Source organism: Ruegeria sp. AD11(2025) (genome assembly GCF_056542405.1).
Genome location: NZ_JBQFZU010000002.1, coordinates 21,261 through 35,468, shown reverse-complemented (window position 1 = coordinate 35,468; position 14,208 = coordinate 21,261). Strand labels below are relative to the sequence as shown.

Sequence of the window (14,208 nt, the reverse complement as noted above, 5' to 3'; positions counted from 1 at the left end):
TCAGGCATCCCCACCCCGAAGACCAGTGCGCTGCACTGAAGGACCGGAACCCACGGACATGATCGAATTACAAGACGCCACCAAAAGGGTTGGCAATGTTATCCATATCAAGCCCACGACCCTGAAGCTGCAGACCGGCCATTTCAATGTGCTGCTGGGCGCGACCGGCTCGGGCAAGACTTCTCTGATCAAGATGATGGCCGGGCTGGACCCGATCGCCCAAGGCAAGGTCCTGATGGATGGGCAGGACGTGACAAGGCTGAACACGCAGAAGCGGCAGATCAGCCTCGTGCACCAGTTCTTCGTGAACTACCCTCATATGAGTGTTTTCGATAACATCGCCTCGCCCCTGCGCGTGGCTGGTATGGCGCAATCCGAGATCGAGGGCCGCGTCGAAGAAGCAGCCGACCTGCTACAATTGCGCCCGATGCTGCACCGTCGCCCGCATGAGCTGTCGGGGGGGCAACAACAGCGTACCGCTTTAGCCCGTGCGATTGCCAAGGAGAGCCGCGCGGTGTTTCTGGATGAACCGTTGGCAAACCTCGACTACAAACTGCGCGAGGAACTGCGCGAACAGCTACCTGATCTATTTGCCGGACGCGGGGCCGTGGTGGTCTATGCTACCTCAGAACCAGAAGAAGCCCTTCTGTTGGGCGGTTACACAGCGCTGATGGAAGACGGTCGCGTGACCCAATTCGGCCCGACCGCCGACATCTATCGCAACCCCGAGAACATCGCCGCCGCGCGGGTTTTCTCGGATCCACCGATCAACGTGGCCAGCATCACTGTGTCCGGCGCCCAGGCGCAATTGGCTGGTGGCGGCGGCTGGTCGGTCACAGACATGGCCGACGGAGACTACATGGTCGCCGTGCGCCCGCATCGGGTGACGCCCTTCCGCACGTCTGACGCGGATGTGGAACTGACGGGCCGCGTGATCGTGACCGAACTGTCGGGCTCGGACTCCAGCGCGCATTTCCAGCATGGCGATGAAGCGTGGGTTTCTCTCGCTGCAGGTGTGCACCCCTATCAGGTCGGTGAGGATCACAGTTTTTACATGAACCCGGCCCATTGCCGGTATTTCGGCCAAGACGGCAAAAGGGTGGCCTGACATGGCACAGATCAAGCTTTCAAACCTCCGCCATAGCTACATGCCGTCGCCGAAAGGCCCCGAGGACTATGCGCTGAAGGAAATCGACGTGACCTGGCGCGACGGCGGGGCTTATGCGCTGCTTGGCCCGTCGGGCTGTGGCAAGTCCACGTTGCTCAATATCATCTCGGGCCTGCTGATGCCCTCCGAAGGGCAAATTCTGTTCGACGGTCAGGACGTAACCGCTCTGCCTCCCGATCAGCGCAACATTGCGCAGGTGTTCCAGTTCCCGGTGATCTACGACACGATGACCGTAGGCGAAAACCTTGCCTTTCCGCTGAAGAACCGAGGAGTCGACCCCGCAACGATCAAGCGCCGCGTTGACGAGATTGCAGAGATGCTGGATGTCGCGGACATGCTGAACACCCGCGCCTCGGGTCTGAGCCCGGACAACAAGCAGAAGATCTCGATGGGACGCGGTCTGGTGCGTGACGACGTGAACGCGGTGATGTTCGATGAACCGCTGACTGTGATCGACCCGCATCTGAAATGGAAGCTGCGCTCCAAGCTGAAAGAACTGCACCAGCGCGTCAAAGCCACAATGATCTATGTGACTCACGACCAGACCGAGGCTTTGACCTTCGCTGATGAGGTCGTGGTGATGCAGGAGGGCGAAGTGGTTCAGATCGGCACCCCAGTCGAACTGTTCGAACGCCCTCAGCACACGTTTGTTGGACACTTTATCGGCTCGCCCGGCATGAACGTCCTGCCCTGCGAGACGAAAGGCGACCGCGCTGTGTTCGAAGGGCACGAGGTGAGGCTGGAAGGGCCGACCCATGGTGACGGAGGCCGCACCGATCTGGGTATCCGCCCGGAATATGTCGGCTTTGGCGACACAGGTATTCCCGCGCATGTGACCAAAGTGTCCGACATTGGTCGTCACTATGTGGTCAGCGCGATGGTCGGCAACACCGCCCTCAAGGCCGTTACGGAACACAGCGTGCCTGAGCCGGGTTCCCAAGTGTTCCTGCAATTCAAACCTGAACAATCCCGCGTCTATCGCGACGGCTGGATCGCAACCGAGGAGCGCGGCACATGAGAACAGAAAACCAAAAGGCATGGTTCTTCGTGCTGCCGGTGCTGGCACTGGTGGCGTTCAACGCGCTGGTGCCGATGATGACGGTGGTCAACTACTCGGTGCAGGAAACCTTCGGCAACAACCAGTTCTTCTGGGAAGGTCTGGGTTGGTTCGAGCAGATCCTGCGGTCTGACCGGTTTCAGGCCGCATTGGGTCGACAATTCCTGTTCACCTTCCTGATTCTGCTGATCGAGGTGCCCCTGGGCATTATCGTCGCCCTATCAATGCCCCGCAAAGGCTTCTGGGTGCCAGTCTGTCTGGTTCTGATGGCACTGCCGATGCTGATCCCTTGGAACGTAGTCGGCTCGATGTGGAACATCTTCACCCTGCCCAAGATCGGCCTGATGGGGTACTTCCTGAATGACGTTCTGGGCATTAATTATGACATGACCCAACAGCCGATCTCGGCCTGGATCACGGTCATCGTCATGGATGTCTGGCACTGGACCTCGTTGGTGGTTCTGCTGTGCTATGCGGGTCTCGTTTCGATCCCCGACGCCTATTATCAGGCTGCTAAAATCGACGGAGCCAGCCCGTGGTCGGTGTTCCGCTATATCCAACTGCCAAAGATGAAGACCGTCCTGACCATTGCTGTTCTGCTGCGGTTCATGGACAGTTTCAACATCTATACCGAGCCCTTCGTCCTGACCGGCGGCGGCCCCGGCAACTCAACCACCTTGCTTTCGATCGACCTTGTGAAGATTGCGTTGGGACAGTTCGACCTTGGCCCCGCGGCCGCGATGAGCCTGATCTATTTCGCCATCACGCTGCTGGTCAGCTGGGTCTTCTACACTCTGATGACAAAGGATGACGCGCAATGAAGAAGCGGTCCCTCATCCCGATCCTCTATATCGCGTTCCTGATGCTGCCGATCTATTGGCTGGTGGCGATGTCCTTCAAGACCACGAACGAGATCCTGTCGGGCTTTTCCCTGTTTCCCCAGACCTTTACGCTGGAGAATTACATCACCATCTTCACCGATCCCACATGGTATTGGGGCTACATCAACTCGATCATCTATGTGACGATCAACACAGTGCTTTCGGTCTGTGTGGCCCTACCTGCGGCTTATGCGTTCTCGCGCTATCGCTTTCTGGGGGACAAGCAGTTGTTCTTCTGGCTGCTGACCAACCGGATGGCCCCGGCTGCGGTGTTCGCGCTGCCGTTCTTTCAGCTCTATTCGTCGATCCACCTGTTCGACACCTATCTGGCCGTGGCGCTGGCACATACACTGTTCAACGTGCCGCTTGCGGTGTGGATTTTGGAAGGCTTCATGCGCGGTATCCCGAAAGAGCTGGATGAAACGGCCTATGTCGACGGCTACTCTTTCCCACGCTTCTTCGTGACAATCTTCCTGCCCAACATCAAAGCGGGCGTGGGCGTCGCGGCATTCTTCTGCTTCATGTTCTCGTGGGTCGAGATGCTGCTGGCCAAAACCCTGACGGCGGTCGAGGCCAAGCCCATCGCTGCCGTGATGACCCGGACGGCCTCCAGCGCGGGGTATGAACTCGGTCTTCTGGCGGCTGCGGGAACCCTGACAATCATCCCCGGCGCCATCGTCATCTGGTTTGTCCGCAACTACATCGCGCGTGGTTTCGCGATGGGACGTGTGTGAGGTTCGATATGCGCAAACTACTTCTCACCCTTCCCTTCCTACCCACTACGGCCTTTGCCCAAGCACAGGCCGGATGGGGCAATGTCGGCCAGCAAGAGGAAAAGGGGTTCTCGTGGACCGACCCTCTGTGGCCAGATTTCTGGATGGCCTGGACCCCGGCGACTCTGGCTTTGTTTGTAGGCATTTTCTCGGCAATCGCCCTGATTGGCGTTCTCGAAGGCTTCAAATTCCGCGACGGGATTGAGCGGCGCGGTGTGTTGGGGCTGACGACCACGCTGGGTGATCGGCTGTTCATCACCCTGCTGGGTTCGGCCTATATCTTCCTGGCTTGGCTCGGGCTGGTGGGTCAGCCCGTCTGGATACCCCTTTTCCTGTCGATCGGCTGGGGCATCTTCGTCTTCTGGAAAGTTTAAGCTTTGCGAAACAGCGAAAGGATGCTTGTCTGTCAGGCATACTAAGAAATGCGACACGAAAGACCGATGCGAAAGAAAAAAACAACAAACCTGCTGACCGAAGTGGAACTTGAGTTCATGAACGAGCTCTGGGCGCTGGGTCGGGGCTCGGTCCGTGACGTGCTTGATCGCCTGCCGCCAGAGCGAAACCTGGCTTATACGTCCGGCGCAACCATCCTGAGGATTCTCGACGACAAAGGGTTTGTCGAAAGCCACAAGGACGGAAAAACGCTGATCTATACGCCGCTTCTGGAGAAAGACAGATATCAGGCACGGTCGCTGCAGAACCTGTCGCGGACCCTGTTCGACGACACACCTGCCACGCTGGTCGCGCGTCTGGTTGACGATGCAGGCCTCAGCGAAGCCGATCTGGAGGAAATTCGGGCACTGGTAGAGAGGAGGCTGCAAAATGACAGCGGTTAAACCGGTTCTCGACGCGTATCTGGAATGGAATATTGTCCTCGGCCTCGCCGCAATTCTCTGGCTGGTTGCGCGGTGGCTTCTGTCCCGGACCTCATTCAGTCACGGGTTTGTGGCGCAGTTGCGTGCACTTAAGGCGCTTTGCTTGTGCATCGTCATCAGCCCGTTGCTGGCACTGGGGATATCTGCGCTGGCCACACTCACCCAGGCCAAAGGCACCGTGGCCATTGGCGACATCGCCGTGGCGGCCTATCTGCGCGGTGACATCGCCATGCCCGCCACCCAGTTCGAGGCGCTGCTGAACACGCGCCAACGCTGGGTTGAGGTATTGTTCAGCGGGGACTACCCGGTTGTATCCGCGATCCTTGCGCTGATGGCGCTTGCATCGCTGGCCTATGCCCTGCGCGTGATCCGCGACGGGCTGGCGATCCGCGAAACGGTCAACACCAGCTTTTTGTGGCGCCGTTCGGCGAAGGTGGATATCCGCCTGTCCGACCGCATCTCCGTGCCCTTCGCGGTCCGAGGCCTGCGCCGGCGTCATGTCGTGTTGCCCAGCCACCTGCTGGACACCCCGCGTGAGCTGCGCTTCGCCCTTGCGCATGAGCTTCAGCATGTGCGCGCCGGAGACGTTGAATGGGAGCTTGGGTTCGAACTCCTGCGGCCTCTGCTGTTCTGGAACCCCGCTTATCTGGTGTTGAAGTATCAGTTCGACCGCCTGCGCGAACTGGCCTGCGATCAGTCGGTCGTGGCACGCAATAACATCGATGCACGCGACTATACCAATTGCCTGCTGGACTATTGTGCCCGCACCGTCACGCGCGGCAGCCCGCGCGTTCTGAACGTGGCTCTGGTCACCAGTGGCAAGGCGAAACGCGTTCTGCGACAACGGGTAATTGCGCTGGCGGATTCGCCCGCGATGCAATCGTCGATGCCGTTCACGTTCCTTGGTCTTTCGATCCTGTTCGCGCTTGTCCTTGGGTTGGCCGCTGCGTCGGTCCAACAGACTGAGGATTGGAGCCATGATCGTCTGATGCTGTCGACCGTGGTCAACCTCGAACGGCTGGAAGCGCGTAATCAGGGCAACTGAACTGACTACCAGCCGCGACGCCCGAACAGAGCCTGAAAGCGCGTCTGCTCGGCAAAAGGGTCGACAGGTTGCGGTGCCGCCAGATTCGCAACAACCCGCCGGACCAGAATCCAGCAGATCACGGCGAAGACGACTCCTCCCAACGCCTGCCCCAGCAACACGCCGGGTGCGCCCGCGATATGGGCCCCGGCGACTGCAAAGGGCCATGTGCCCAGTGTGTGCCGCCCCCAATTCACCCAGGTCGAATAAATCGGGTGACCCAGATTGTTGAAGCTGGCATTCGCGACAAAGATCACCCCGTTGAAGAATGAGGCCAAGGCCAGCGGTCCGCAGAACAGATAGATCAGCGCCCGTGTCTGCCCCTGTGCCTGAAACAGATCTGCAATTGGCGCGCGCAGCAGGAACAGAGTGGCCGCCATCAGGCAGACATAAACGGCGGTGAATTTCACACCGGCCAGAAAGGTCGCTTTTACGCGGTCATACTGCCCTGCCCCAAAGTTCTGTCCAACGATTGGTCCGATGGCCCCGGACAGCGCGAACACAACCGAAAACGCCACCGGCATCAGCCGTCCGATCACCGCCATGCCGGCCACAGCTTCCGTTCCGAACTGAGCGATTTCGCGAATGACAATGGCGTTGCCGACAGGCGTGGCGATATTGGTCAGGACGGCGGGCACGGCAATCGCGCGAACAGGTCGGACATCCAACACCAACTGCTGCAGCGATGGTCGAGCGAAACCACGATGCACGCGCACTGCCGGTCTGACCGCCGCAATCAACATGCAGATCCGCGCGATAACCGAGGCGATGGCCGCGCCATCCAGGCCCAGCCCAACGGCAAAGATCAGGATCGGGTCCAGCACTGCGTTGGCCACTCCGCCGTAAATCGTGGCTTGCATCGAGCGTCGCGCATCCCCATAGGCGCGCAACACCGCCATGCCGGTCATGGCAACCGCCATCACCCACATGGTCGGCAGGATGATCGAAATATAGCGGGCGGCCAATCGCAGCACTTCGCCCTCTGCGCCCAGCAGGGACAGGCAAAATGTCAGGTTGAAAAGGACGGTCACTGAGACGATCAACCCGACGAGAGCACCCAGAACCGCAACGCTGGTGCTGAATTGACGCGCTTGTTCATGCCGACCGGCCCCCAACTCCCGCGCCACTAAGGCGCCAGCGGAAATCGACAGGCCGACATTGACTGAATTGGTAAAGAACAAAAGCGTTCCGGCATAGCCGACCGCAGCGGCCAACGCATCGTTACCCAGCATCGAAATGAAAATCATGTCAACGAAATCCACCGCGAAAATCGCCATCAGGCCAATGCTGGTGGTTAACGACATGCGGGTAACATGGCCCATCAGGCTACCCGTCAGAAAGACTGCTCTACCTTCGGATTGTGTTGCCATGTGTAGCTCAGCCCCTGCCCCTCTGGCCAATTTGCCCGCGTTTCCTCCGGTGATGCAACGGCAATCTCGGGGAGAGTTTTCAGCTGAGGTTAACGCATTATTCTAATTGGTCCGCCTGATACCCGCGCAGGAACTGCAGGATAAATCTCGACAACTCTGACCGCACGGCATCAGTGTCCAAAGCGACAAACCGACCTTCAAGCGACAATTTGACGATGCCATGGACCGCCGAGAACACGGTACGCGCACGCAAGGCCAAGGTGGCCTCATCCAGCCCCGGACTTAACCGCGACAACGGAGTCATCACCTCGGCAATCAGTACTGCGTGTTCTTCCAGATGCCACTCCGGCACTGGCACGCCCGGTGGCATCCTGTGATCAAACAGGGCGGCCCAAAGGTTCGGGTTCTCGGTCCCGAATTCAAGATAGGCAAGCGCAAGCGCCAACAGATTTTCCTCGGGTACTTCCTGTGAGGCCGACGCGCTTTGTAAGGTCGTATGCAATCGCGCCAGCGTGCGGGAATTCACCGCCAGAACCAAGAGGTCCAGATCCTCGTATGCGTTATACAGGCTACCCAGCGCGCATCCCGCATCTTTGGTGATATCTCGAGCACGCAAAGCCGCCAACCCGTGCGACTTTATCCTGTCTTCGGCTGCGTTCAGAAGTTTTTCTTTCAAAATTTCTCTTTTGTTTTTCGCCACTTAAGTTCCCTCAACGGTAATGGAATGAACATCGTTCAATTTTTAAGTTGAACAACGTTCAGAATCATTGCATAGTCGCTCCATGAACACTGTTCATAAACGAGGAGCCGAAGATGTTCAAACAGTTTGCCACTTTGTTAAGGGGCCGGGCCTATGAGGCGGCAACCGTTGTGACGGACCGCCATGCCCTACCCATTCTGCGGCAGCAAATCCGGGATTGCGCCCATGCTGTTCAGATGTCGCGCAAGGCCGTGGCCGTGACGATGGCCCAGAACGAGCAAGAGAAGAAGCAGCACGTGAGGTTGACCCAGCAGATTGCCGACCTTGAGGCCCGAACGCTGGATGCACTGCAACAGAACCGCGAGGATCTGGCCCGTGACGCCGCCGACGCCATCGCACATCTCGAGGCCGAACGCGACGTGTCCACCAAAGCTCAAGTCCGGTTCGATACCGAAATTGCCCGGCTGCGCACCGTCCTGCGCGAAGCTGAAACCCGGCTGCGGCAGTTGCAGCGCGGTCAACGCTTGGCCACAGCAACGGACAAAACGCAGCGCCTGCAGCAGGTGGCCCCTGACAGCGGCCTGTCCACATTGCGCGAGGCCGAAGACACCCTGCAACGCCTGCAGGAGCGGCAAAGCGAAATGGATGCCACCGCCCGCGCCATGACAGAGTTGGAGACCACCGGATCTGCTGAGAACATCCGCGACCGTCTGGCCGAAGCCGGCTGTGGCAAGCCCTTGCGCTCTAACGCGGATGAGGTTCTCGAACGCCTGAAAAAGAAGGCCAAAAAAACCGGCAAGTCGAAGTCGACCTGACAGCAGAATCCGAATTCAACGTACTGATAAACTGAAAGGAATAAACCAATGAACACCGAAGAAACCCTGAACCTGCCCCAGTCGAACGCATGGAACATGTTCACCATCGCTTCATTTATTGTCGCAGCTGCGATGATGGCAGGCGGCATCTATTTCCTCGAGGCCAGCTTTGCGGCGAAAGGGTTCTACTCGATGTCCGCGCTGATGCTGGTACATACCACCGTCTCGATCACCAAAACGCTGCGTGACCGCGAAGAATCCCAGCGTCTGCACAATCGGATCGAAGATGCAAAGACCGAGAAACTGCTGAAAGAAGTGGGCGACAATATCGCCGCCTAAACGATCACATCGCTCAGGGAAAGGCGCGCGCGGCTGGGGGTGGCTCTGTTGGCAACCCCCAGCCGCAATGCGTTGAAGAGCACCCGGTCGCCGGGCACATTGAACCGATCCGAAATAGCCGCGCGCGTGACTGGATCATCCGCCAGCGCTGCTGCGGGCCAGCCCACCAACCCTCGGGCCGTAGCCTGCAACCAGGATCGGTAAAACGCCCGTCCAGCGTTGATCATCGACCCATCTTCGGGCCAGTGAAACAAAACGACCGCGCTTGCGGCCCTGCTGCGCGCGGCTTCACCCGAAAGCTGCGGCCCCAGGCCCAGCGTTGACAACAGGTCGTAGACCCCGCTGCCTAGAACCGTCGGCACCAGTCTTGCGGTGAACGCGTCCAAGGCCAGAACGTCCCGGTTTAGGCCGTCGAAATAATATTTCGGGTCATCCTTGCGCAACCGCATCCATTGCAGCAACTCAGCGCGAAAGGGTCTTGGCCGCATGATTCGCGCCGAAGCGTTGTCGATCTGACCAGCCAACCAGTCGATCTGTGCCACCTCCGTTACCAGTGTCATTTCCGCGCTCGCCCATTTGTCGAAGGCGGTGATTGGCGCAGGTGAAAACCCTGCCCGATGTGTCAGGCGCTTGGGCATCTCTGCCGCCAAAGCAGTATCTTCCGGGACCGCGGTGCCTTCAGGCACGACCCGAGCAACGGGCCGCAAATCGTTAACCCTTGCCCCTTCAGACAGAATTACTTTGGCCCCTACCCCACGCGCGGCAAGAGCCAGAACCGTACCTTCAACTGCTGCACCGCATGAGACCTCCAAGTCACGATCCGTCGGATCACCCACAGGAAGGCGTCGGGACAGGTCGGCGAGGACGTCGATGCCGCCATCACGCAACGCCCAGCGCGCTGGCTGTGTATTATGGGCCGAGGGGGCCAGCATCGCCTGCGCCACAACGGCTTCGAATTCCACCCGGTCCATTACGTCAACTCCTTGGAAAACAGGTGCAGCCGATGCAACGGCACCGCCCCGACCTTTTCGGTTTGCCGCAGACTGGCTGTGTTTTCGTCAGCAATCCATGTGCCACCAACCGTTTCATACCCCACAGCGATCATGTCACGTGTCATTTCGCTGAGCATCAGGGGATTGACCGAACGGCCCTGAAACTCTGGCATCACGCCCTGAAAAATCACCACGGCGCGATTCCTGCGGGCCTTGTAACGCAGAAAATGCCACGGGAGGGACAGGCGCATCCGGGAGCCAACCCGGCGTAACAGCGGGTTGAGATCGGGGATCGCTATCACTGCTCCGGCAGGTTTGCCCTGATAGTGCACCACCTTGGATATGCGCGGGTCCATGATCCATTTCATGTCTTTGGCCTGAAAGTGGAACTCTTCGGCTGTGACTGGAACGAACATTGGATTGTCTTTGAAACTGCGGTTCAGGATGGTTCGCGCGTCCTCAAGGCGCTCGGCAATGGTCGCGCGAGTGACGGGGGCAAAGGAAAACCCCTGATCCAGCAAGTGCGCACGCTGAATGTCGTGCAAGACCTGCGGAGCGGACGTCACATTCAGACGGCGCTCAAAAGTTGTCATGGGAAAATGCGGTTTGTAACCGTTCGACTTAAGTAACCCCGGCAGGTGAGGCGGCCCCCAGACTTGGTCTGTGAAAGGTGCCTGATCGAACCCACTGGTCATAACGCCGGCCTGCTGCATTGCTGTCAGGTTGAAATTGCCGGTTAGCCGCGTCATGCCTTTTTCGCGGACCCAGTTTTCCGCAGCCTGCAACAGGGCCGTGGCGGCCTCAGCATCGTCGGCGCAATCAAAGAACCCAAAGCACCCCCGGGCCTCATGATGCAAGTCGTTTGAGGTCCGGTGCAGATGTGCCGTGATCCGGCCAACCGGTTCACCCTGCCGTAGAGCGGTGAAATAGGTAAAGTCCGACACCCCGGAGAACAGCGGGTTTGCAGCCGACAGGAACCGCTTCAAATCCGCCTTCATCGGTGACACGTAAAGGGTATCCGGACCATAGGCATGGAACGGGGCGACAAAGAAACTCGGGAAATCCCGTTCCAGAAGTTCGATCATGCCTGCCCCTCGGCCATCAGAACACCTGCCATCCGCTGCACCGCACGCAGGGCGCCGCCGGTGCTGTCCATCGTCGCGATATCCGGGTTGCTAAGCATTACCACCCTCAACGGTTCAGCCGAAAGCAACGCGGCATGAGTGGCATCAAAGCGGGAGAACAGCCAGTTGACCTGTTCGTCATCCGTAGCACCCACCTGTTGAACAGGCATTTCACTGAACCGGAACCGCAGGTCGTCCAGGTTCATACCAGTCAAATCGGCCTCTTCCACCAGCACCGCGTCCGGGGCCCCGGCAGCGCGGCGCAACAAGGTCATGCCTGCCTGCGGCCCCTGCCCCCTTGCCTCGGCAATCTCGCGCAGGGCAACCAGTTGGCGGTCCTCAATCCGCAGGGCAATCGCGGCCTGCCATATCGCCAACAGGATCAGCGTGGAAACGATCACCACCATGACCTGTATCCCGGCCCGTAGATCCAGCGGGACAAGCCCGGACAGGGTCAGGGTCAACAGTCCGGTCACCAGAAACACGATCCCGAAGCTGCGCAGGATATCCGCGGCCCGCAACCCCGAGCGGTACATCCCAATCGACAGCCAGCACAGCACCAGGACGGCCACACCACCCAGCCTGACCGGAGCATCAACCACTGCCTCGCGCATGTAATCCGTTGCTAGAAAAGGCAGAATCAACAGGAAGGACAGGCTCATTCTGTTGACGGTTCTGTTCTCGGTCGGAGACAGGCTGCACCTGTCGCGCCGCAGCACGAACGCTGCAACGCCACCCAGCCCGATCAGTTGGAACAACAGCAATCCGGTCAGTCGTAAAACCTCAAGGTTGCTAAACTGCAGCAACCCCAGCAGGCCAAGGACGACCGCCCCCCACGCGCAGATCTGTTTCAGGATGGGCGGCGCGTGACGGCGCAGCAAGCCCTCGGCTAGAACCAAAGCGGCCAAGGGCAACAGTGCCGCGCAACAGCTTGCAACAGCAGAGAAAAGCCAGCCCCAGCCACCCCAGTGCCCGATCCGGGACAGCATCAGCGCCACCAGCACCCACAGGCAGAACCGAAACCGTCTGGCAATTTCGGACCTTTGCACGAGATCGTCCAGATGCAGCAATACAACCACTGCGCCCAGCGCAGCGCAGATCGACACCCATGTGTCCGCCAGAAATGCGGCCGTATCGGTCATGAGGCCAACAACCTTTTCATCTGCCGCCGAACCAACGGCCGCACCAGGGTGGCCAGAAAACCCGGCAAAGGACGCTCGACCTTGCCCGTATAGGGGTTCAGGAACCAGCCGCGATAGTCCGCGCCATGCGGGCGCCCCAGTACGGTCTGTAGCGCCTCGCCTGCCATCAGCGCCCCAGCCATGATTACCATTGGCGCAAAGGACATCCGGCTGCGGGTGCCGGCAATGACTTCACCAGCCAGGGCCAGATCCACATGGTGCCGGGACGACGAATGGGTCAGTACATATTCAGCCTCGGCGGCAGCGGCCGCATCGCGCATCTCCGGCGTAAGCGCGCTCCAGAGGGTGCCTTGCGTGGGGTAGTCCAGACGTTCTTCCGGCATCGGGTCACCTGAACCCGTGACGTAAACCGATGGCAAGGGCGAGGCATAGGCGTCGATCACCACCCGCCTACTGATCCGCGCCGTACGATACAGCAGCAGGCTGGCGCTCAGATCATCTGTACCGTTGATAACAACATCAGCGGTTTGCACCAACCGGTCCACGTATTCCGGCCAATCCGCACCCAGCACTTCGATTTCGGCCTCGGGGTTTATTTGCAAACACTGGTCGCGGGTCGCAATCGCCTTGTCTTGGTCGATCGTTCCCAGTGTTGCGAACAATTGCCGGTTCAGGTTCGACACCTCAAAACTGTCCAGATCAGCAAGAATCAAGCGCCCAACCCCCGCACGGATCAGGGTCATGATCGCACTGCCACCCATCCCCCCGGTGCCGCAGACAAAAACGCAAGCGTTGCGCAGTCCATCCTGCTCGGCCTGAGAGACAAAGCCGATATTGCGCGTGGTGAATTCCTGATATGAAAACGTGCTCATTTACCCTGTTCCCTGGCGCGCAAAATGCCGAAATCCCGGTGTGTGTCGGCCCATTGCCACAACGGCATCGCCAGACGCTGCAATACAGCCGCAAAAACGGCCAGCGCGACAGCGGCGAATGAGCCGCGCGGAACCTCGCGCCCGACATAGGACAGCGCGGTTGGCGTATCCATCTGACCCAATTGCAGAACGTCATCACCCCGATCGTAATCCAGCTGATCCCGACAATAGTCATTCACCACCTGATCCCGGTGCTTGGGGGCGTCGGCGAAGGTCTTCTTCAAATGGTCCGAACCACCCGTATAAGCGTTGGAGATCACGAAACAGTCTTCGTCAAAACCGGCCTCGGGGCCGACACCAAAGACATGGCGGTGGTGACGCATGATTTCCCGGGCCAGCAACAGATGCAGAAGGCTGCGTCGGTTTTGCGCCCCGCCCTCCGGCGCCGGAAAAACACGCGCGAACCCGCTACCAACCAGCCCCACGACCGCTGGCACCTGCGTTACATTCGAAATCCAAAGCGGCCGCATCCCATTGCGAAACAGCATCAACACGCAGGTCAGCCCGTACAACACCCAGCTGAGCCCCTGACTGCGCAGACCGGGATCAACCATGACCAACCCCAGATGCAGCACTTCCTCGGACCGGTGCCCCAGGTCGACCTCCATCAGGGCCAGAGCATTGAAGGCCACCGGCGTTTGATCGTCGCGGCGCGATACGAGCGTGATCACCGACTGCCCCAGCCTGTCGCGATCACCGGCAAAGACCCCATAGCTCAACTCTCCGGCGGGCAGCGTTTTCGACGCCACCCGACGCAAGTCTGCAACCAGCTCATCCAATTCGGACGGAGACATCCACAGACCCGGGCGTTCAACTATGCGAACCCGATACCCGCCCGAGGTGTTCAGACGTACATCCATGTAGCGCTGAGATGCGGCGCTGAAAATGGCGCTTAACAATTCCTGTTCCCGTAAATTTCCGCTCTTAGCCAGATACGAATTCTATTATGACAAAAC

The 14,208-nt window shown here is 59.2% G+C and carries 16 protein-coding genes; 9 read left to right on the top strand and 7 right to left on the bottom strand.

Annotated features, from left to right (window positions below; translation table 11 throughout):
- Positions 1-58 precede the first annotated feature (58 nt).
- The 7 genes from ACR1XY_RS01995 (at position 59) to ACR1XY_RS01965 (ending at position 5,799) form a co-directional block, all read left to right on the top strand.
- The gene (locus tag ACR1XY_RS01995) at positions 59-1,108 is read left to right on the top strand and encodes an ABC transporter ATP-binding protein (protein ID WP_480589531.1); all 1,050 of its coding nucleotides are present in this window, start codon (positions 59-61) and stop codon (positions 1,106-1,108) included.
- A gap of 1 nt (position 1,109) precedes the next feature.
- On the top strand, positions 1,110-2,186 hold the full coding sequence (locus ACR1XY_RS01990; protein WP_480589530.1) for an ABC transporter ATP-binding protein: 1,077 nt from the start codon (positions 1,110-1,112) through the stop codon (positions 2,184-2,186).
- The gene (locus tag ACR1XY_RS01985) at positions 2,183-3,046 is read left to right on the top strand and encodes a carbohydrate ABC transporter permease (RefSeq protein ID WP_480589529.1); all 864 of its coding nucleotides are present in this window, start codon (positions 2,183-2,185) and stop codon (positions 3,044-3,046) included. The genes ACR1XY_RS01990 and ACR1XY_RS01985 overlap by 4 nt, the downstream gene beginning before the upstream one ends.
- Positions 3,043-3,840, top strand: coding sequence for a carbohydrate ABC transporter permease (locus tag ACR1XY_RS01980; protein ID WP_058280831.1), 798 nt, complete (start codon positions 3,043-3,045; stop codon positions 3,838-3,840). Before ACR1XY_RS01985 ends, ACR1XY_RS01980 begins: the two co-directional genes overlap by 4 nt.
- A gap of 143 nt (positions 3,841-3,983) precedes the next feature.
- Positions 3,984-4,253 carry a DUF2160 domain-containing protein gene (locus ACR1XY_RS01975; protein WP_480589862.1) on the top strand — a complete coding sequence of 90 codons (270 nt, stop codon included), beginning with the start codon at positions 3,984-3,986 and terminating at the stop codon, positions 4,251-4,253.
- Between the two features lie 66 nt (positions 4,254-4,319).
- On the top strand, positions 4,320-4,715 hold the full coding sequence (locus tag ACR1XY_RS01970; protein WP_170324448.1) for a BlaI/MecI/CopY family transcriptional regulator: 396 nt from the start codon (positions 4,320-4,322) through the stop codon (positions 4,713-4,715).
- Positions 4,702-5,799, top strand: a complete 1,098-nt coding sequence (locus ACR1XY_RS01965) for a M56 family metallopeptidase (protein WP_480589528.1) — start codon at positions 4,702-4,704, stop codon at positions 5,797-5,799. Before ACR1XY_RS01970 ends, ACR1XY_RS01965 begins: the two co-directional genes overlap by 14 nt.
- 5 nt (positions 5,800-5,804) lie before the next feature.
- Here the strand turns inward: ACR1XY_RS01965 and ACR1XY_RS01960 are convergent, their stop codons facing one another.
- Together ACR1XY_RS01960 and ACR1XY_RS01955 are read right to left on the bottom strand one after the other, a co-directional pair.
- Entirely contained in the window at positions 5,805-7,208 is a 1,404-nt protein-coding gene (locus tag ACR1XY_RS01960; RefSeq protein WP_480589527.1) for an MATE family efflux transporter, read from the bottom strand.
- Positions 7,209-7,305: 97 nt separating this feature from the next.
- Positions 7,306-7,884, bottom strand: a complete 579-nt coding sequence (locus ACR1XY_RS01955) for a TetR/AcrR family transcriptional regulator (protein ID WP_480589526.1) — start codon at positions 7,882-7,884, stop codon at positions 7,306-7,308.
- A 137-nt stretch (positions 7,885-8,021) separates the two neighbouring features.
- Between ACR1XY_RS01955 and ACR1XY_RS01950 the strand changes: the two genes are divergently transcribed.
- A complete protein-coding gene (locus ACR1XY_RS01950; protein ID WP_480589525.1) occupies positions 8,022-8,723 on the top strand; it encodes a PspA/IM30 family protein in 702 nt (233 codons plus the stop codon).
- Positions 8,724-8,771: 48 nt separating this feature from the next.
- A complete protein-coding gene (locus ACR1XY_RS01945; RefSeq protein ID WP_475159424.1) occupies positions 8,772-9,062 on the top strand; it encodes a YiaA/YiaB family inner membrane protein in 291 nt (96 codons plus the stop codon).
- On the opposite strand, the gene ACR1XY_RS01940 is transcribed toward ACR1XY_RS01945, so the two are convergent.
- The 5 genes from ACR1XY_RS01940 to ACR1XY_RS01920 are packed head-to-tail and all read right to left on the bottom strand — an operon-like array spanning position 9,059 to position 14,151.
- Positions 9,059-10,033: a hypothetical protein gene (locus ACR1XY_RS01940; protein ID WP_480589524.1), complete on the bottom strand. Its 975-nt coding sequence runs from the start codon at positions 10,031-10,033 to the stop codon at positions 9,059-9,061. The genes ACR1XY_RS01945 and ACR1XY_RS01940 overlap by 4 nt on opposite strands.
- Positions 10,033-11,139 (bottom strand): hypothetical protein, encoded by a 1,107-nt coding sequence (locus tag ACR1XY_RS01935; protein ID WP_480589523.1) that lies wholly within the window; start codon positions 11,137-11,139, stop codon positions 10,033-10,035. The genes ACR1XY_RS01940 and ACR1XY_RS01935 overlap by 1 nt, the downstream gene beginning before the upstream one ends.
- A complete protein-coding gene (locus tag ACR1XY_RS01930; protein ID WP_480589522.1) occupies positions 11,136-12,320 on the bottom strand; it encodes a hypothetical protein in 1,185 nt (394 codons plus the stop codon). The genes ACR1XY_RS01935 and ACR1XY_RS01930 overlap by 4 nt, the downstream gene beginning before the upstream one ends.
- Positions 12,317-13,192, bottom strand: coding sequence for a HesA/MoeB/ThiF family protein (locus tag ACR1XY_RS01925; RefSeq protein WP_480589521.1), 876 nt, complete (start codon positions 13,190-13,192; stop codon positions 12,317-12,319). The genes ACR1XY_RS01930 and ACR1XY_RS01925 overlap by 4 nt, the downstream gene beginning before the upstream one ends.
- On the bottom strand, positions 13,189-14,151 hold the full coding sequence (locus ACR1XY_RS01920) for a hypothetical protein (RefSeq protein ID WP_480589520.1): 963 nt from the start codon (positions 14,149-14,151) through the stop codon (positions 13,189-13,191). The genes ACR1XY_RS01925 and ACR1XY_RS01920 overlap by 4 nt, the downstream gene beginning before the upstream one ends.
- Positions 14,152-14,208 lie beyond the last annotated feature (57 nt).